Below are 18,587 nucleotides of genomic sequence, written 5' to 3'. Positions count from 1 at the left end.
CTTGCGGGCCTCGGCGTGCCGCTCTTACTGCGCCACCCAATCCCCCGACTTGCCGCCATGCTTCTCCAGCAGGCGGATGCCGCCCATCACCATGCCGCGGTCGGCGGCCTTGCACATGTCGTAGATCGTCAGCAGCGCGACCTGCACGCCGGTCAGCGCTTCCATCTCGACGCCGGTCTGGCCGCGCGTCTCGGCGCGCACGGTGCAGTGCACGGAACTGGCCGCCTCGTCCAGCGCGAATTCGAGCGCAACCTTGGTCAGCGCCAGCGGATGGCAAAGCGGAATCAGGTCGGCGGTGCGCTTGGTGGCCATGATGCCGGCGATGCGAGCGATGCCGAGCACGTCGCCCTTCTTCGCGGTGCCGTCGCGCACCAGCGCGAAGGTCTCCGGCGCCATCGTGATGGTGCCGGTGGCGATCGCCACGCGGTGGGTGGCGTCCTTGGCGCCGACATCCACCATATGCGCCTGGCCGGCGGTATCGAAGTGAGTGAGCTTGCTCATGATTGGCGTCGCAGGGTTGGCGTCGAACGGTTGGGGTCGAACGGTTGGGGTCGAACGGTTGGGACCGAAGCGGGAGGGGATCGAAGGAAATCGCAGGAAATCCGGAAAGCAGGACGGCAGGGCAGGGGTGCCCGCCGGGCGCGGAACGGTCGCGCCAGGCCGCTATCATAGCAACATGCTGATTTTCCGCCCCGTCGCCCGGCGCGCTTCGCTCGCCGATCTTCGCGCCGATTCCCGTGCCGATCCCGGTACCGATCCCGGAGCCGATCTCGGAGCCGATTTCGGTGCTGATCTCCGTGCCGATTTCGGTGCCGATCTCGGAGCCGATCTCGGAGCCGATCTCGGTGCCGATCGCCGTGCCGATGCCCGTGCCGCCGGACGTTCACGCTCGGCGCCCGCATCGCCCCATGCCGGGCCCCGCCTTGCCGTGCTGCGTCGCCCGCTGGCGGCGCTGCTGATGCTGGCGCTGGCCACGCCGGCCTGGCCCCAGGCCGCATCGGCGCCGGCGGGCAAGGCGGTGCCGACGATCGCGCCGCCGTTGTTGGGCTTGCCGGGCCACGCCAGCGATCAGGTCTACGACAACCTGAACCGCAGCGTGAAGGCTGGGCAGAAGTCCGACTTCGGCCTGCGCAGCGGCAACCCGGTGGTCGAGAGCAACGGCATCCAGCTGCCCGACATGGGCGACCCGTCGACCGCGGCGCTGTCGCCCGACATGGAGAAGCGGCTGGGCGACCGCATCATGCGCGACATCCGCCGCGATCCGCAGTACGTCACCGATGCGCTGCTGGCCGATTATCTGAACGCGCTCGGCTACAAGCTGATCCAGGCCGCGCGCCGCCAGAACCTTGCAGGCACCACCGGCGGCGGCACCTTCGCCACCGGCTTCGAACTGTTTGCCGTACGCGATCGGACCATCAACGCGTTCGCGCTGCCCGGCGGCTATATCGGCGTGCATACCGGCCTGCTGGTGCAGTCGGACACCGAGTCGGAACTGGCGTCGGTGATCGGCCACGAGATCGGCCACGTCACGCAGCGGCATATCGCGCGCGGCATCACCAGCCAGGATCAGTCGATGTGGATCGCGCTGGCGTCGATGGTGCTGGCCGGGCTGGCCGCGACCCGCAGCCCCGACGCCGCGGCCGCGCTGGCGATGGGCGGGCAGGGCGCGGCGCTGGCCAACCAGCTGTCGTTCTCGCGCGGCGCCGAGCGCGAGGCCGATCGGGTCGGCTTCCAGATCCTGTCGGCGGCGGGCTTCGATCCGCAGGGCATGCCGGACTTCTTCCGCCGGCTGCAGCGCGTCACCGGCATCTCGGAAAGCTCGGTGCCGTCGTATGTGCGCACCCACCCGCTGACCTCCGAGCGGATCGCCGACATGCAGGACCGCGCCAGCCATCTGCCGGCGCGCAAGGTCGGCAGCACGCCCGAATACGAATTCGCGCGGGTGCGCGCGCGCATCCTGCAGGAAGCCAATCCCACCGATATCCAGAACGCGCGCGCCGCGCTGCAGGCCCAGTTGTCCAGCGCATCGCCGATGCGGCAGCCGGCGATCTACTACGGCATTGCGTTTGCCGAGCAGCGGCTGGGCCGGCTGGTTCAGGCGGAGCAGGCGCTGGCCGAGGCGCGCCGGCTGTACGGCAATATTCCCGGGGCGTCATCGGGCAGCCCGATGCTCGACGTGATGGCGATCGAGCTGGCGCGCGCGCAGGGCCGCGTGCCGGACGCGGTCCGCCAGGCGTTGGCGTCGATGAAGACCTTCCCGCTGTCGCACGCGGTCGCGCTGTCGTATGCGGAGACGCTGCTGGGAGCCGGCCGTGCCGACGAGCTGGTGACGTTCCTGCGTTCGCGCACCCGCGAGGAGAGCGCGCGCGCGGAATGGTGGGAGTTGCTGGCGCGCGCCTACGCGGCGCAGGGCAAGCGCGTGCAGCAGCATCAGGCGCTGGCCGAGAAGTACGCGCGCGACGGCGCCTATCAGGCCGCGATCGAACAGCTGCAGATCGCGCGCAAGGCCGGCGACGGCGACTTCTATACGCTGTCCGAGGTCGATGCCCGGCTGCACCAGCTCGAGCGGCAGTATCGGGAAGAGCGGCAGGACAACAAGGGCATGCCGAACTGAGGCGCGGCGGCTGGGGCGGCCGCAGCCGCAGCCGCAGTCGTAGTCGCAGCCAAAGCCAAAGCCAAAGCCAAAGCCAAAGCGGCCCCCGCCGCCGCCGCGCGCGCCATCCCGCGCCTCAGCGGGACGGCGGCGGTTCCTGGGTCTGCTGCTGCGGTGCCGGCCGCGGCTGCCGCACGAAGCCGAAGCGCCGCGGCACCTCGGCCTCGGCGATCGGCTCGATCGGCAGATCGTGGCCGCCGAAGTGGAAGACGCCAAGGTCCGTGCCGCAGGCCTCGCCGTGCCAGTCGCAGCTGCTGCTGAACGCGTCGAGATCGTGGTCGTGCAGCAGCGCGGCATGAAGCGCGTTCCTGCCCTCGTTCCCGCCTTCGTTCCCGCCCTCATTCCCGCCCTCATTCCCGCCCTCGATCTCGCCCTCGATCTCGCCCACCAGCACCACGTTGCCGTGCTCGTCGGCATGGCAGGACCGCGGCGTGAAGGCCCGCTGCGAGGTGGTGTGGAACTGTCCCTGGTGGAGCCGCACTACCCAGGGCGCATAGGCGAGCTCGACGAACACGCGCTGCGGCCCGTTCTGGAAGAACCAGGCGCCATGCTCGTCGCACACGTAGTTGCGTTCGATAAAGGCCACCAGCGCGGGATGCCGCAGCGGATCGCCGGACAGCCCATGCTGCTGCGCGTATTCGTTGCGGATGCGCCATTGCCCGCGCCGGTCCAGCGCGAGCCAGCCATAGCAGTAGGGGACATTGGGCCAGCGGGCCATCGCCTGCTTGACGATTTCGTCCATGCTCGTCTCCTGTTGAACTCCTTGGCTGCGCGGCTTGCGGCCTCGTTGCAGTACGCCCGCCCGTAGCAGGCCGACAGAAGGGCCGCACCAGGCCCGCAGCAGGCCTGCACCAGGCCCGCAGCAGGCCTGCACCAGGCCCGCAGCAGGCCTGCACCAGGCCCGCAGCAGGCCTGCACCAGGCCCGCAATACGCCCGCTATACGCCCGCTATACGCCGCAATACACTACGTTCCCAGCGTAGACCCTGTCAGCCCAGGCTATCGAAGAATCGCAGCACGCGCGCCGGCAGCCAGTCGGTATGGCCGCCGCCCGGCAGCAGCGACGACAGCGGCAGATGGCGCCGCCAGTCGCGCGGCGGCGCCAGGAAGCCGACGTGCCCGCCATGCTCGGGCTGGTCCAGCAGCACCTGCCCGCTGACGTCACGCGCGCCCGGCAGATAGTGCGCCGGCAGGAAGGGATCGTTGCGCGCGTTCAGCACCAGCGTCGGCACCGCGATATGGCGCAGCACCGGCTTGCTGGCGGCGCGCGCCCAGTAGTCGTCGGTATCGCGAAAGCCGTGCAGCGGGGCCGTGACCACGTTGTCGAAGGCATAGAGGTCGCGGCTGGCCAGCAGCGCGGCGCGGTCGAACAGGCCAGGGTACTGGGCCAGCTTGTCCAGCGACTTGCGCTTGAGCGTCTGCAGGAACATCTGCGTATAGACGCGGTTGAAGCCGCGCGACAGCGCCGCGCCGCCGCCCGCAAGATCGAGCGGCGCCGACACCGAGGCGGCGCCGGCAAGGAAACCGGCGCTCGACTGGGCCTCGCCCAGATAGCGCAGCAGCGCATTGCCGCCCAGCGAGATGCCGAGCGCATACAGCCGCCGGCCATCGGCCGCATGCCGCTCGCGCAGCCGCCGCAGCACCCAGTCGATCTCGACGTAGTCGCCGGAATGATAGAAGCGCGGCGCCAGGTTCAGCTCGCCGGAGCAGCCGCGGAAATGCGGGATCACGCCCTGCCAGCCGCGCTCGCGCAGCGCCGCCATCATCGACTGCGCGTAGTGGCTGGTCGAGTTGCCCTCCAGCCCGTGGAACAGCACCAGCAGCGGCGTGCCGGGCGCGACCGGGTGCGTGGTCCAGTCCAGGTCGATGAAGTCGCCGTCGGGCGTGTCCCAGCGTTCGCGGCGAAAGCTCACGCGCGGCCGGCGCGTCAGCCTCGCTGGGATGATGGTCTGGCTATGGCCGTCGCGCAGCCACCATGGCATGCGCGCGTGGGCGTCGAAACCGTGCGGGTCGGCCAGCGGCGAGGGCGGATGCCGGAGCAGGTCGGCGGGGCGGGACATGACGGCGGGTGGTCGGATGCCGGGCGTTTCCCCGGCCGGTTCAGTGCAGGGCCTGCTTGGCCGTCGCGGTCGAGATCGTGACCTGCGCGGCGTTGGCCGGGCTGCAATGGATATGTGCCAGGCGCCAGCCCTCGTGGTTCTGCAGCAGCACGTAGGTGGTGTGCACGTACAGGTCGGCCTCGACGCGGTCGGTGGCGAAGCGCAGCGCCTCGGTGACGTCGAAGATGGAGACGCCCAGCGTCGAATGGCTGCTGCTTTCCAGCACGTCGATCAGCACCGGCTGGCGGTCCAGCAGCTGCAGGAAGGCCTGGCGCAGATGATCGTGGCCGATCAGCCGCTGGCCGTCGGGCATCACGCAGGTGATCGAATCCTCGTCCAGCCACAGCTTCAGCGCGCCTTCGGCATCGCGCAGCTTCAATGCCTCGCGAAAGGCTTCCAGGATGTCTTCGGCGGAATCGAACAGGCGGGCGAAGCGAGGCATGGCGGGATCGGTCGGTGGGCCCTGCCGGCAGGCCGGGCCATGAATCGAAGCCGTCCCGGTCGCCGGTGTCTGGCGGTGTGGGCGGGGACGGCCATCGCGGGTCAATCAACGGCGCGCCGGACGCGCCTGGCGGCGCCGGGTCGGCGCACGCGGTTCAGCTATTCGCAGTTCAGCTATTCAGTCAGCGGTGGTTCCATCAGGGCCGGTGCAGCAGCTTGCGCAGTTCCACGAAGACCATTTCGGGCTCGATCTCCCGCAAGCAGCGCAGATGGCCGAGCGGACATTCGCGCTGGAAACACGGGCTGCACTCGAGCTGGAGCCACATGATACTCGCTGCCTGTGACAGCGGGGGCGTATGGCGCGGATCGCTGGAGCCGAATACCGCGACCTGCGGCCGGTTTAGCGCGGCGGCCACGTGCATCAGGCCGGAGTCGTTGCAGACCGCCGCCTCGGACAGTGCCAGCAGGTCGACCGCGTCGTCCAGCGAGGTCTGGCCGCACAGATTGCGCACGAAGGGCGCGCCGGCGCAGATCTCGGCGGCGATCTCGCCGTCCTTGGCCGAGCCCAGCGTCACGATCTGCGCGTACGGGTACGAGCGGCGCAGCATCTGCGCCAGCTCGGCGAAATGCGCGGCGGGCCAGCGCTTGGCCGGACCGTATTCGGCGCCCGGGCAGAAGGCGATCAGCCGGGTCTGCGGCGCGATGTCGAAGCGCTCGGCGGTCTTGACCACGCGCGCCGGATCGACGCGCAGCCGCGGCTCGGGTAGGCCCTCGGGCAGCCGCGCGCCGGGTTTGAGCGCCAGCCGCGCATAGTGCTCGACCATCGGCGGACGCTTGTCCTTCGGCGGATTGGCGTGGCGGATGTTGAGCAGGCCGAAGCGCGCCTCGCCGCGATAGCCGACCCGCAGCGGAATGCCGGCCAGCCACGGGATCAGCGCGGACTTCAGCGAGTTGGGCAGCACGTAGGCGACGTCGTAGCCTTCGTTCTTCAGCTGCTGGGCGAACATCAGCCGCGCCGACAGCTGCAGCTTGCCGTGCGCCAGGTCGCTGGGAAACACGCGCCCGATCTCGGGCATGCGCGCGAGGACGGGCGCGACCCATTTCGGCGCGAGCGCATCGATGGCCAGACGCGGATGGCGTTGCTTGAGCAGCGCGAACAGCGGCTGCGCCATCAGGGCGTCGCCGATCCAGTTGGGCGCGATGACGAGGGCTTTGTTCATAAGCAAGGCGCCGCCGTGCCGCCCGGGAGGTGACCGGGGCGGCAGAGCGGCGAGAGCGAAACGGGGCGTTCGGCGCCGGCGGGCGAAGCGGCCCCTGCCGGTAAGGCGGCCGGGGCCGGCGCTGGTTGCGGCGCGGGCGCGGCCACGCCAGCGTGGCCGCGCGCGGGAACGGACGAGCGGGCGATCAGTGGTGGCCCTTGAGCACGGTGCCCGGCTTGAGCTGGTAGACGGTGCCGCAGTACGGGCACTTGGCCTGGCCGGTGTCCGCCACATCGAGGAACACGCGCGGATGGTAGTTCCAGGTCGGCGTATTGGGCGTGGGGCAGTGCAGCGGAAGGTCTTCGGCGCCGATTTCGACGACGTTTGCGGTTTGCGTCATGGTGTTGCGGGGTCAGTCTTGTCAGGGGAGGGTTCTGGCTCGTGCTGCGGCGGGGCCCGGCGCCTTGGGCGGCCGGGCCGCCGGCATCAGACCAGGGTCAGCCAGTGCTGGTATTTCTCGTTGGTGCCGCCGACGGCGGCGAAGAACGCGTCCTGGATCTGCTTGGTGATCGGGCCGCGGCGGCCTTCGCCGATGACGCGGTCATCGAGCTCGCGGATCGGCGTGACTTCGGCCGCGGTGCCGGTGAAGAAGGCCTCGTCGCTGCAATAGACCTCGTCGCGGGTGATGCGCTTCTCGCGGACTTCGATGCCCAGGTCGCGCGCGATCGTCAGCGTCGCGTCGCGGGTGATGCCATCCAGGCAGGAGGCCAGGTCCGGAGTGTAGATCACGCCGTTGCGCACGATGAAGACGTTCTCGCCGGAGCCCTCGCTGACATAGCCGTCGGTGTCGAGCAGCAGCGCCTCGTCGTAGCCGAGGCTGGTCGCCTCCTGGTTGGCCAGGATCGAGTTGATGTAGTAGCCGCTGGCCTTGGCGCGCACCAGCGACACGTTGACGTGATGGCGGGTGAACGAGGACGTCTTGACGCGGATGCCGCGCTCCATGCCTTCCTCGCCCAGGTAGGCGCCCCAGGGCCAGGCGGCGATCGCCACGTGGATCGTGTTGCCGCGCGCGGAGACGCCGAGCTTTTCCGAGCCGATCCAGACCAGCGGGCGGATGTAGCAGGACTCGAGCTGGTTGGCCTTGACCACCTCGCGCTGCGCCGCCTCCAGGGTCGCCTGATCGAACGGGATCTCCATCTGGAAGATCTTGGCGGAGTTGAACAGCCGGCGGGTGTGCTCCTTGAGCCGGAAGATCGCGGTGCCGGCCGGGGTCTTGTAGGCGCGCACGCCCTCGAATACGCCCATGCCGTAGTGCAGGGTATGGGTCAGCACGTGGATCTTGGCATCGCGCCAATCGATCAACTTGCCATCCATCCAGATCTTTCCGTCACGATCGGCCATCGACATGCTCGTCTCCCGCAAAAACGTCAAAAAGGTGCAAAGGCGACATTGTAAGCCCCGGCACACCCCGTGCCAACGCGGCGAGGCGGCGGTATGGCGCCGCCAGGCTGGGGATCGGGGCCGATCCAGTGGCCGTGGTGCCGGGCTTATATCGGCACGGCATACGCTCAAGCGAACTCAATCGTTTGGAAAGTGGCGATTCATTGGTATCGTACTTGCTTTGGAATCCGGCCCCCGCAGCGCATGCAGGCAGCGGGCCGCGCCGGCCGAGCCGTTTTTGGCTCTGTTCCTGCCTTTCCATCCTGGTATTTCGATTCCTGCCGCCATGACCCGCACTTCGACCCGCCGCCTCGTGACCCGTCTTGCCGCCACTCTGGCCAGCCTGGGCAGCCTCGCCTGCCTGTCGTTGGCTCCGTCCGCGCACGCCCAGGGTCCGGCCAACTGGCCCGACAACAAGCCGATCACGATCCTGATGGGCTTTACCGCTGGCTCGGGCGTCGACATGGTCGGCCGCACATTGCAGGACTCGCTGCAGAAGTCGCTCAAGACCACGATCCTGTACGACTACCGGCCGGGCGCCGGCGGCAACGTGGCCTCCGAAGTGGTCGCCCACGCCAGGCCGGACGGCTATACGCTGCTGCTGGGCACCGCCGCCACCCATGGCATCAACCCGGCGCTGTACAAGAACCTGCCGTTCGATGCCGAGGCGGACTTCACGCCGATCGCCCCGCTGGTCGAGGTGTCCAACGTGCTGACCGTCAATCCGGCGGTGATCGACGTCAAGTCGGTCAAGGAATTCATCGAGAAGGTCAAGGCCAATCCGGGCAAGTACAACTACGCGTCCACCGGCAACGGCACCGGCACGCATCTGGCTTTCGCGGAATTCAACGCGCGCGCGGGCCTCGACATGGTCCACGTGCCGTACAAGGGCGGCCCGGACGCGCTGCAGGCGGTGCTCAAGGGCGAGGTCTGCTGCATCTTCAACCAGGTGCAGAGCGTGCTGCCGCAATACCGCGCCGGCAAGGTGCGCCTGCTCGGGGTAACCACCGCCAAGCGCGTGCCGGTGATCCCCGACGTGCCGACCATCGCCGAGAGCGGCGTGCCGAACTACAACAGCACGATCTGGTTCGGCTTCTTCGGACCCAAGGGGCTGGACCCGCAGATCGCCCGCAAGGTCAACGAGGCCGTGCGCGTCGCGCTGGAAAACCCGGCGGTGCGCCAGAAGCTGGTCGAGGCGGGCAACACGCCGCGCGTCGAGACCGTCGACCAGTTCCGCGCCACGGTGAAGGCCGACCGCCAGAAGTGGGCGAACGTCGTCAAGACGGTGGGGGCGTCGATCGACTGAGATGGATTGGGATCGCCTGGCGGCACCGCCGCCGGTCGGCCCCGCCAGGCAGCAGCCCCGGTCAGGGTCCGGGGCGCCGGCACCTGCCCGCCATGTGCCCGCCATGTCCCGGCCATGCACACGGCATGTGCCGGCCACGTTCTGCAGGCGTGCCGCCTCAGATCCCCTGTCCTCCCGACACCTCGATCCGCTGGGCGTTGACCCAGCGGTGGCTCTCCGACAGCAGGCCCGCAATCATCGGCCCGATATCGTCGGGCACGCCGGCGCGGCCCAGCGCGGTCATCTCGGCGAACAGCTTGTTGATCTCCGGGTTGTCGCGCACGGCGCCGCCGCCAAAGTCTGTTTCGATCGCGCCCGGCGCCACGGTATTGACCGCGATGCCGCGCGCGCCCAGTTCCTTCGCCATATACCGGGTCAGCACTTCCACCGCGCCCTTGACGGCGGCGTACGCCGCGTAGCCGGGGAAGGACACCCGCGTCAGCCCGCTGGACAGGTTCACGATGCGCCCGCCGTCGGCGATCAGCGGCAGCAGCGTCTGCGTCAGGAAAAAGACGCCCTTGAAGTGCACATTGACCAGCGCGTCGAACTGCGCTTCCGTGGTGTCGCCGATCAACGCATAGTCGCCGTGGCCGGCGTTGTTGACCAGATGGTCGAAGGTGTCGCGCTGCCATGTCTGGCGCAGGGCGGCGCGCAGCGTTTGCGCGAAGGCTGCGAAGCTGCCGACGTCCCCGGTGTCGAGCTGCAGCGCACAGGCCTTGCGCCCCAGTGCTTCGATTTCGGCGACGACGGCGTTCGCCTCGTCGGCCCGGCGCTGGTAGGTCACGATGACATCCCCGCCGCTGCGGGCGATGCTCAGGGCGGTGGCTCGGCCCAGCCCGCGGCTGGCGCCCGTCACGAGGGCAATTCTGGTCATGGCGATCACTCCTTGGTTCGGTGGATGGTGCTTCGAATTATTGGAGTTCCGACGCCAATAGTCTTAGCCAATTCCTCCCGCTTTCTTGCCTGAATCTCCGAGCCGGCTCGCCGTCGCCGGAGGGCAGCGCTATGCTGCGTCCATGAACGCCGACCTGCTCGATGCCGTCCGCCGGTACACGGACGCCTACGCCGACCCCGAGGGCCTTGCCCAAACGCCCGTGCCCGGCCTGACCACGATCAGGGCGACCGCGCCCAGCGGACTGCTCCATGCCATCGCGCGGCCGCTGGTCTGCCTGGTGCTTCAGGGCAGCAAGCAGGTCACCATGGGCACGCAGACCTTCACCTTCGAGGCGGGCGACTCGCTGCTGATCACCGCCGACGTGCCGACCGTCAGCCAGGTCACGCGGGCCAGCCCCGAAGCGCCGTATCTCTCGCTGGTGCTGGACCTCGAGCCGGCCGTGATCGCGGACCTCGCCACGCAGATGCAGAGCCTGCCGGCGGCCGATGGCGGGGCGGTGCGGTACCAGCCGACCGAGGCCGAGGTCGCCGACGCCGCGCTGCGGCTGATGCGCCTGTTCGAGCGGCCGGAAGCGGTGCCGGTGCTCCATGCACAGCGCGTATGGGAGTTGCACTACTGGCTGCTGGCCGGCCGGCATGGCGCGGCCATCCGCGAACTGGGATGGCCGGAAGGCAATGCACGGCGCGTGGCGCGCGCCGTGGCGGTGCTGCGCGAGGAGTTCACCAGGCCATTGCCGATGGAGCGGCTCGCCGGCGTCGCCGGCATGAGCCCATCGTCGTTCTACCAGCACTTCCGCGCGGTCACGTCGCTGTCGCCATTGCAATTCCAGAAGCAGCTGCGACTGATCGAAGCGCGCCGCCTGATGCTGGCCGACGGCATGACGGCCAGCAGTGCCGCCTTTGCCGTGGGCTACGAAAGCGTGCCGCAGTTCACGCGCGAATACCGCCGCCTGTTCGGCATGCCGCCGGCAAAAGATGCGGAGGCCATGCGCAGCGCGGTACTGAACGAAGCCAGAGGCAACGACGAGGCAATTTCGGCGCACCGGTCGGTCAAGCGGCTGAAGGGCGTTGTGCCGAAACCGGGCAGACCCGTTTCGGTCGATGACATGAACGCGGCAATCGCGGAACTGGGCGCGTCGGCGGGGGACCGGAATTGATGCCCTCGTCCCCGTCCCGTACGGCCAAAGAGTGCGCGTGATTGCTGTCCGCCCGCATCATTTAAGCGCCCACTTACCCAATTCCCGCCAGGCCCTATAATGGCGCCTTACCCGCCGCGCTCGCGGCGGGGTGTCCGGCGATGCCGGCGCGGCGCGTGGATCGCCGTCGCGCGATCGGCCGGAATCCTCACCGCGTCCGCTCCATGACATCCCCTCGGCCCCCGGCCTGGCTGCGCCTTTGGCATCGTGCCACGCAAGGCGTCCTGCACCATTTCTGGACCCGCTTTCCGCCCGCCGAGCGCACCGGCTTCCTGGCCGGCGCGCGCCGTTTCGCGCCGTCGCTGCCGGCGACCTTCTCGTGGGGGCTGGTGACCGGCGTCGCCATGAGCAAGTCGGTGATGACGGTGCCCGAGGCGATCGGCATGAGCCTGCTGGTCTACGCCGGCTCGGCCCAGCTGGCGGTGCTGCCGTTGTTCGCCGCCGGCATGCCGCTGTGGACGATCTGGCTGACCGCGGCCGTGGTCAATCTGCGCTTCGTGATCTTCAGCGCCGCGCTGCAGCCGCACTTCAGCTATCTGCCGCTGTGGCGCCGGACGCTGCTCGGGTCGTTCAACGGCGACCTGCATTTCGTCTTCTTCATGCAGCGCTACCAGGCGCCGGGCTACGAGCCCGGCAAGGAAGGCTATTTCTGGGGCATGGCGCTGACCAACTTCGTGATGTGGCAGGTCTCGTCGCTGGCCGGCATCCTGCTGGCCAGCCTGTTTCCCGACAGCTGGGGGCTGGCGCTGGCCGGCACGCTGGCGCTGATCCCGGTGATGGTGTCGACGATCAATTCCCGCTCGACGCTGATGGCGGTCGCGGTGTCGGCGGTGCTGGCGCTGTTCTTCTTCGACCTGCCGTACCGGCTCGGGCTGGTGGTGGCGGTGGCGGGGGCGATCGCGGCCGGCATGGCGAGCGACCAGATGGCGGCCCGCGCCACGCTGCGCGGCATCGAAAACAAGCGGCGGCGCGACAAGGCCGCCGGCACGGTCAACATGAACCTCGGCAAGGACGCTGGCACTCGGGCCAGCCATGCCGCGTCGTCGGCGGAGGACAAGGCATGAGCCATTGGCAGATCTGGATCGCGCTGATCGGCATGGCGGTGGTGACCATCGTCACGCGCGCCCTGTTCCTGATGGCCGGCGAGCACGTCAGCCTGCCCGACCGCCTGCAGCGGGCGCTGCGCTACGCGCCCGCCGCCGCGCTGGCCGCCATCATCCTGCCCGACCTGATGACCTGGCAGGGCCATTTCACCGTCGGCCTGGAAAACTACAAGCTGATCGCCGGCATCGCGGCGGCGCTGTTCTACCTCGCCACCCGCAAGATGCTCGGCATGATCGCGGTCGGCATGGCGGTCTATACCGCGTTGCGATTGCTGGCCTAGCCGTCAGGCAGGCCTAAGGCAGGCGTCGGGCAGCATCGGGCAGCTTCGGCCAGCCATCGGGCAGCCATCGGGCAGCAATCGGGCAGCCATCGGGCAGCCATCGGGCAGCCATCGGGCAGCCTCGGGTAGACGTCGGACGTCGGGCAGACGTCGGGCAGGCACTGGGCAGGCGCTGGGCAGACGTCAGCCGCCCCCATCGGGCGCGGCCCGCGGCGCCTTCAGCGTGGCGCTCAGTTGCGTCAGCAGGTGCGAAAGCTGCGCCTGGCTGTTGGTGCCGGTCTTGATGAACACCGACTTCAGCTGCGTGCGGCTGGTCTCGCGGCCGATCTGCAACTGCTCGCAGGCCTCGGGCAGCCCGATGCCGGTGGTCAGCAGCGTCGCCAGCCGCATTTCGGCCGGCGTCAGCCCGTAGAGATCGCGCAGCACCTGCGGCAGCAGCGGGGAGCTGCCGCGGGCGTCGTGGATCGCGACCAGCGCGGCCGGCTGCTGCCAGGCCTGCCCCATCGCGTGCGACGGCGGCAGCGGCAGCACGATGACCTGGGCGCGGGCGCCCTGGCGCGACTGCGCCGTCGCCGCCTGGGCCGGCACCGGCGCGTTGGCGTCGCAAGCGGCGCGGACCATCGCCGTGAACGGGCGCGACAGCTTCCATTCGTCGCCCGTGCCGGCGCCAGTACCGGTGCGCGGCGCGGCCGGATTCGGCACCAGGCGGCGCACCCAGGCCTCGCCCTCGCTGTTGTGCAGCAGCACGCGCGCGTCGGCCGTCAAGACGATCACGCCGAAGGCCAGCTGGTCCAGCAGCTGCATCGACATGCGCTGCAGCGCGGTCAGCGCGCTGGTGCGTTCGCGCAGGGCCATCGCCTGGCGGATATGCGGAATCGCCCAGTCCAGCGCCCGCGCGTCCTCGTACGCAAACAGCGGCCCATCGACTGGCCGCTGCAGCGAGAAATAGACCTCGTAGTAGGGCTGGCGATCGACCAGGCAGGCCATCACCGAGCCCATGCCGTAGCGGTGCAGGAAGTCGCCGTAGAAGGGATGCCGCGCGATGGTGCCCGCACCCAGCTCGCGCGCATCGATGTACCAGCCGCCGACCGGCATCCGCGGCGCGAAGGATCGTCCCGGGTCCAGCGCCTGAAAGGTCTGCTGGTACGCCTGAGCCAGGCCTTCGACCGGATTGGCCAGCTCGGTCACCGACATGCGGTCATTGCGCCTGTCCAGTACGACCATGCCCATCTGGGTGCTGCCGCTCGCGCGGCGCAGGTTCTGCAGGCTGCGCTGCCACGCCTGCGGATCGACGATGCCCTCGTAGAGCCCGCGGATCGTGTCGTGGATGTCGCTGTCGTTCATTGCCGCCTCCGCATCGACGCGATGGCGCGGCAGGCGGCGGGCGGCACGTGCAAAGGCTGGCGCCGCCCATGGTCTGCGCCATGGACTTCCCGTTGGTTCATCGACTACCCCTGGTTCCGACGACAAAGCAATGCGCCGCCAGGCTCTTGCGACGGCCCGGTCGGCTTCGACCTTCTTTCTTCTTTCTTCTTGATTGGGACGGCTTCTCGATGGCGGCGCCCGAGGGCGCCTGCGGTGGCCGAGAAGCTATGGTACGGGTTTGACGCGTGGCCGTCAGCAGGATGTGATGAGGGTTTCACCTGCCTTTGTGCGCTGGGCGTCGCAACCCCGTTGCAATTGCGCAAAAGGGGGTCCCCGTTCAGGTAAAATGCCGGTTTTTCCGATCTTTCCCGCAAGAGCCATGACCTCTGTCCTGCGTCTATCCGACCTGATTTCCCAAGGCAAACTGTCCGGCAAGCGTGTGTTCATCCGCGCCGACCTCAACGTGCCGCAGGACGACGCCGGCCATATCACCGAGGACACCCGCATCCGCGCCTCCGTGCCCGCCATCGAGGCCTGCCTGGCCGCCGGCGCCGCCGTGATGGTGACCTCCCACCTGGGCCGCCCGACCGAGGGCGAATTCAAGCCGGCCGATTCGCTGGCGCCGATCGGCAAGCGCCTGTCGGAACTGCTGGGCAAGGACGTCAAGCTGGTGCAGAACTGGGTCGACGGCGTCGAGGTCGCGCCCGGCCAGGTGGTGCTGCTTGAGAACTGCCGCGTCAACAAGGGCGAGAAGAAGAACAGCGACGAGCTGGCGCAGAAGATGGCCAAGCTCTGCGATATCTACGTCAACGACGCCTTCGGCACCGCGCACCGCGCCGAGGCCACCACCCACGGCATCGCCAAGTACGCGCCGATCGCCTGTGCCGGCCCGCTGCTGGCCGCCGAGATCGACGCGCTGGGCAAGGCGCTGGGCCAGCCGGCCCGGCCGCTGGTGGCGATCGTCGCGGGCTCGAAGGTCTCGACCAAGCTGACCATCCTGAAGTCGCTGGCCGACAAGGTCGACAACCTGGTGGTTGGCGGCGGCATCGCGAACACCTTCATGCTGGCCGCCGGCCTGAAGATCGGCAAGTCGCTGGCCGAGCCGGACTTGGCCGCCGAAGCCAAGGCCATCATCGACATCATGGCAGCCCGCGGCGCCTCGGTGCCGATCCCGGTCGACGTGGTCTGCGCCAAGGAGTTCAGCGCCAACGCCGCGGCCACCGTCAAGGATGTCAAGGACGTGGCCGACGACGACATGATTCTCGACATCGGTCCGCGCACCGCGGCGATGCTGGCCGAGCAGCTGAAGGCCGCCGGCACCATCGTCTGGAACGGCCCGGTCGGCGTGTTCGAATTCGACCAGTTCGGCAACGGCACCAAGGTGCTGGCCGAAGCGATTGCCGAATCGAAGGCCTTCTCGATCGCCGGCGGCGGCGACACGCTGGCCGCCATCGCCAAATACGGCATCGCGGACCGGGTCGGCTATATCTCGACCGGTGGCGGCGCCTTCCTCGAATTCCTCGAAGGCAAGAAGCTGCCGGCCTTCGAAGTCCTGGAGCAGCGCGCCGCGGGCTGAGCGCCGGACCCGGCCGCCCGCCGTTCACCGGACGCGGGACGCGGCCGCAGCCGCAGCGCTCGCCGGCGACCCGCCGGCAACCCGCCGCGACACGCCAAGGACAAGGAAACCAGATGACCCGTTCGACCAAGATCGTCGCCACCATCGGCCCCGCTTCGAGCACGCTAGAGATGCTGACCCGCATGATTGCGGCCGGGGTCGACGTGGTGCGGCTCAATTTCTCGCACGGCGTGGCCGAAGACCACCTCGAGCGCGCGCGCCTGGTGCGCGAGGCCGCCCAGGCCTGCGGCCGCGAGGTGGCGATCATGGCCGACCTGCAGGGGCCGAAGATCCGCGTCGGCAAGTTCGAACACGGCAAGGTCACGCTGAAGGCGGGCGACCCCTTCGTGCTGGATGCCGGCTGCAAGCTCGGCAACCAGGAGCGCGCGGGCCTCGACTACCAGGACCTGCCGCGCGATGTCGGCCCCGGGGACCAGCTGCTGCTCAATGACGGACTGATCGTGCTGGGCGTCGACCGCGTGATCGGCAACGAGATCTTCACCACCGTCAAGGTCGGCGGCGACCTGTCCAACAACAAGGGCATCAACCGCCAGGGCGGCGGCCTGTCGGCGCCGGCGCTGACGGCCAAGGACATGGAAGACATCAAGACCGCGATGGCGCTGGGCGCCGACTATATCGCGGTCAGCTTCCCGAAGAATGCCACCGACATGGAAATGGCGCGCCAGCTCGCCGCCGTGGCGGGCCAGCAGTTCGGCCACAAGGCGCGGATGATCGCCAAGATCGAGCGGGCCGAGGCGATCCGGCCGGGCGTGCTGGAGGAAATCCTCGCGGCCTCGGACGGCATCATGGTGGCGCGCGGCGACCTGGCCGTGGAAGTGGGCAACGCCGCGGTGCCGGCGCTGCAGAAACGGATGATCCGGCTCGCGCGCGAGGCCAACAAGCTGACCATCACCGCCACGCAGATGATGGAAAGCATGATCGTCAACCCGGTGCCGACCCGCGCCGAGGTGTCGGACGTCGCCAACGCCGTGCTCGACGGCACCGATGCCGTGATGCTGTCGGCCGAGACCGCCGCCGGCCGCTATCCGGTCGAGACCGTCGAGGCGATGGCCGCGGTCTGCGTCGAGGCCGAGAAGTCCGAAGTGGTCCAGCTCGACACCGACTTCCTGAACCAGACCTTTACCCGCATCGACCAGTCGATCGCGATGGGCGCGCTGTTCACCGCCTATCATCTGCAAGTGAAGGCCATCGCCGCGCTGACCGACTCGGGCGCGACCGCCTTGTGGATGAGCCGTCACCGCATCCATGTGCCGATCTACGCGATGACGCCGAACCTGGCCTCGCAGCGCAAGATGCAGCTGTATCGCAACGTGGTGCCGCTGCCGCTGGAATCGAGCACCGACCGCGACACCGCGCTGGAACAGGCCGAGGAGCTGCTGCTCGCCAAGGGCGTGGTGCAGCGCGGCGATTTCATCGTGTTGACGGTCGGCGAGCCGATGGGGCAGCCGGGCGGCACCAATACGCTGAAGATCGTCCGGGTCGGGCTGTGACGGAGAGCTTGATGCCGAGCCTGGGGCTGACCATGAGGCCGACCACAAGGGCGACCACAAGGGCGACCACAAGGCCGACCATCAAGCGGGAGGCGATGCCGATGACGCGAACCATGACGCAAACCATGATGGCGAGCACGGTGCGCTGGGGAACACAGCCCGGTGCCGCGCCCCACGGAAACTTGCCACGATAGCGGCGGACCGTGGCGACAGCCCGGCAGCCCGAAGAACATCCCAATACCGAGAACCCCATTCTTTTCTTAGGAGTCTGACATGCCACTCGTTTCGATGCGCCAGTTGCTCGACCACGCCGCCGAGAACGGCTACGGTCTGCCGGCATTCAACGTCAACAACCTGGAGCAGGTCCAGGCCATCATGCAGGCCGCCGACGAAGTGAATGCGCCGGTGATCATGCAGGCTTCCGCGGGCGCCCGCAAATATGCCGGCGAACACTTCCTGCGCCACCTGATCGAGGCCGCGGTCGAAGCCTATCCGCACATCCCGGTCGTGATGCACCAGGACCACGGCCAGTCGCCGGCGATCTGCCAGGGCGCGATCGACCTGGGCTTCTCGTCGGTGATGATGGACGGCTCGCTGCGCGAAGACGGCAAGACCCCGGCCGAGTACGAGTACAACGTCGAGGTGACCCGCAAGGTCGTCCAGATGGCCCACGCCGTCGGCGTGACCGTCGAGGGCGAACTGGGCTGCCTGGGCTCGCTGGAAACCGGTGAGGCCGGCGAGGAAGACGGCATCGGCGCCGAAGGCAAGCTCGACCACTCGATGCTGCTGACCGACCCCGAGCAGGCCGCCGACTTCGTCAAGGCGACCCAGCTGGACGCGCTGGCGATCGCCATCGGCACCTCGCACGGCGCGTACAAGTTCACCCGCAAGCCGACCGGCGACATCCTGGCGATCAGCCGCATCAAGGAAATCCACGCCCGCATCCCCAACACCCATCTGGTGATGCACGGCTCGTCGTCGGTCCCGCAGGAACTGCTGGAAGAAATCCGCAAGTTCGGCGGCGACATGAAGGAAACCTACGGCGTGCCCGTCGAGGAAATCCAGGAAGCGATCAAGTACGGCGTGCGCAAGATCAATATCGACACCGATATCCGTCTGGCCATGACCGGCGCGATCCGCCGCTTCTTCGTCGAGAACCCGAGCAAGTTCGACCCGCGCGAATACCTGAAGCCGGCCCGCGAGGCCGCCAAGCAGGTCTGCAAGGCGCGCTATGTCGCGTTCGGCTGCGAAGGCCAGGCCGGCAAGATCAAGCCGATCGCGCTGAAGGACATCGCCGAGCAGTACAAGTCGGGCAAGCTGTCGCAGGTGGTGCAGTAAGCCGTGCATCAGGCCATGCGGCAAGCGGTGCATTGAGCCGTCGCGGCCCGGCCTTCAGCGCATGAGGGCCGGGCCATGGCCGACGCCATGGCGTGGCCAGTGCATCGA

General features: G+C 68.7%; 18 protein-coding genes. 9 read left to right on the top strand and 9 right to left on the bottom strand.

Going from position 1 to position 18,587, the window contains the following annotated elements:
- Positions 1–24: 24 nt before the first annotated feature.
- Positions 25–501: a cyclic pyranopterin monophosphate synthase MoaC gene (gene moaC / locus KZ686_RS15425; RefSeq protein ID WP_149316817.1), complete on the bottom strand. Its 477-nt coding sequence runs from the start codon at positions 499–501 to the stop codon at positions 25–27.
- A gap of 236 nt (positions 502–737) precedes the next feature.
- On the opposite strand from moaC, the gene KZ686_RS15420 reads away from it, so the two are divergent.
- Together KZ686_RS15420 and KZ686_RS15415 are read left to right on the top strand one after the other, a co-directional pair.
- Complete coding sequence (locus KZ686_RS15420) at positions 738–959, top strand: hypothetical protein (protein ID WP_265632748.1); 222 nt, start codon at positions 738–740, stop codon at positions 957–959.
- Positions 932–2,614 carry a beta-barrel assembly-enhancing protease gene (locus tag KZ686_RS15415; protein ID WP_265633498.1) on the top strand — a complete coding sequence of 561 codons (1,683 nt, stop codon included), beginning with the start codon at positions 932–934 and terminating at the stop codon, positions 2,612–2,614. Before KZ686_RS15420 ends, KZ686_RS15415 begins: the two co-directional genes overlap by 28 nt.
- Before the next feature lie 115 nt (positions 2,615–2,729).
- On the opposite strand, the gene KZ686_RS15410 is transcribed toward KZ686_RS15415, so the two are convergent.
- The 6 genes from KZ686_RS15410 to KZ686_RS15385 form a co-directional block, all read right to left on the bottom strand.
- Complete coding sequence (locus tag KZ686_RS15410) at positions 2,730–3,395, bottom strand: DUF2946 family protein (protein ID WP_265632747.1); 666 nt, start codon at positions 3,393–3,395, stop codon at positions 2,730–2,732.
- Positions 3,396–3,641: 246 nt separating this feature from the next.
- Positions 3,642–4,634, bottom strand: coding sequence for a YheT family hydrolase (locus tag KZ686_RS15405; protein ID WP_223819620.1), 993 nt, complete (start codon positions 4,632–4,634; stop codon positions 3,642–3,644).
- Between the two features lie 118 nt (positions 4,635–4,752).
- Positions 4,753–5,193 carry a YybH family protein gene (locus KZ686_RS15400; protein ID WP_149316821.1) on the bottom strand — a complete coding sequence of 147 codons (441 nt, stop codon included), beginning with the start codon at positions 5,191–5,193 and terminating at the stop codon, positions 4,753–4,755.
- 196 nt (positions 5,194–5,389) lie between these two features.
- The gene (gene waaF, locus KZ686_RS15395) at positions 5,390–6,412 is read right to left on the bottom strand and encodes a lipopolysaccharide heptosyltransferase II (RefSeq protein ID WP_226107326.1); all 1,023 of its coding nucleotides are present in this window, start codon (positions 6,410–6,412) and stop codon (positions 5,390–5,392) included.
- A gap of 184 nt (positions 6,413–6,596) precedes the next feature.
- Positions 6,597–6,791: a zinc-finger domain-containing protein gene (locus KZ686_RS15390; RefSeq protein ID WP_006575845.1), complete on the bottom strand. Its 195-nt coding sequence runs from the start codon at positions 6,789–6,791 to the stop codon at positions 6,597–6,599.
- 86 nt (positions 6,792–6,877) lie between these two features.
- The gene (locus KZ686_RS15385; RefSeq protein WP_149316823.1) at positions 6,878–7,798 is read right to left on the bottom strand and encodes a branched-chain amino acid transaminase; all 921 of its coding nucleotides are present in this window, start codon (positions 7,796–7,798) and stop codon (positions 6,878–6,880) included.
- 319 nt (positions 7,799–8,117) lie between these two features.
- On the opposite strand from KZ686_RS15385, the gene KZ686_RS15380 reads away from it, so the two are divergent.
- A complete protein-coding gene (locus KZ686_RS15380; RefSeq protein ID WP_187829101.1) occupies positions 8,118–9,137 on the top strand; it encodes a Bug family tripartite tricarboxylate transporter substrate binding protein in 1,020 nt (339 codons plus the stop codon).
- Between the two features lie 157 nt (positions 9,138–9,294).
- Here the strand turns inward: KZ686_RS15380 and KZ686_RS15375 are convergent, their stop codons facing one another.
- Positions 9,295–10,050: an SDR family NAD(P)-dependent oxidoreductase gene (locus KZ686_RS15375; RefSeq protein ID WP_226107330.1), complete on the bottom strand. Its 756-nt coding sequence runs from the start codon at positions 10,048–10,050 to the stop codon at positions 9,295–9,297.
- Between the two features lie 142 nt (positions 10,051–10,192).
- On the opposite strand from KZ686_RS15375, the gene KZ686_RS15370 reads away from it, so the two are divergent.
- The 3 genes from KZ686_RS15370 (at position 10,193) to KZ686_RS15360 (ending at position 12,650) form a co-directional block, all read left to right on the top strand.
- Positions 10,193–11,227, top strand: coding sequence for an AraC family transcriptional regulator (locus KZ686_RS15370; protein WP_265632746.1), 1,035 nt, complete (start codon positions 10,193–10,195; stop codon positions 11,225–11,227).
- Positions 11,228–11,430: 203 nt separating this feature from the next.
- Positions 11,431–12,330, top strand: coding sequence for an AzlC family ABC transporter permease (locus tag KZ686_RS15365; protein WP_223819612.1), 900 nt, complete (start codon positions 11,431–11,433; stop codon positions 12,328–12,330).
- The gene (locus KZ686_RS15360) at positions 12,327–12,650 is read left to right on the top strand and encodes an AzlD domain-containing protein (RefSeq protein WP_149316825.1); all 324 of its coding nucleotides are present in this window, start codon (positions 12,327–12,329) and stop codon (positions 12,648–12,650) included. Before KZ686_RS15365 ends, KZ686_RS15360 begins: the two co-directional genes overlap by 4 nt.
- A gap of 183 nt (positions 12,651–12,833) precedes the next feature.
- Here KZ686_RS15360 and KZ686_RS15355 read toward each other — a convergent pair whose 3' ends face one another.
- Complete coding sequence (locus KZ686_RS15355) at positions 12,834–13,994, bottom strand: helix-turn-helix transcriptional regulator (RefSeq protein ID WP_149316826.1); 1,161 nt, start codon at positions 13,992–13,994, stop codon at positions 12,834–12,836.
- A 400-nt stretch (positions 13,995–14,394) separates the two neighbouring features.
- Between KZ686_RS15355 and KZ686_RS15350 the strand changes: the two genes are divergently transcribed.
- The 3 genes from KZ686_RS15350 to fba all read left to right on the top strand — a co-directional run bounded on the left by KZ686_RS15350 (position 14,395) and on the right by fba (position 18,479).
- Positions 14,395–15,591: a phosphoglycerate kinase gene (locus tag KZ686_RS15350; RefSeq protein ID WP_149316827.1), complete on the top strand. Its 1,197-nt coding sequence runs from the start codon at positions 14,395–14,397 to the stop codon at positions 15,589–15,591.
- Positions 15,592–15,704: 113 nt separating this feature from the next.
- On the top strand, positions 15,705–17,141 hold the full coding sequence (gene pyk, locus KZ686_RS15345; protein WP_265632745.1) for a pyruvate kinase: 1,437 nt from the start codon (positions 15,705–15,707) through the stop codon (positions 17,139–17,141).
- 273 nt (positions 17,142–17,414) lie between these two features.
- Positions 17,415–18,479, top strand: coding sequence for a class II fructose-bisphosphate aldolase (gene fba, locus KZ686_RS15340; RefSeq protein ID WP_149316829.1), 1,065 nt, complete (start codon positions 17,415–17,417; stop codon positions 18,477–18,479).
- Positions 18,480–18,587 lie beyond the last annotated feature (108 nt).

Origin of the sequence: Cupriavidus cauae, assembly GCF_026210475.1 — a bacterium.
Taxonomy (GTDB): Bacteria; Pseudomonadota; Gammaproteobacteria; order Burkholderiales; family Burkholderiaceae; genus Cupriavidus; species Cupriavidus cauae.
The sequence above is the reverse complement of the archived record's forward strand: the minus strand, read 5'-3'. Positions and strand labels throughout refer to the sequence as shown.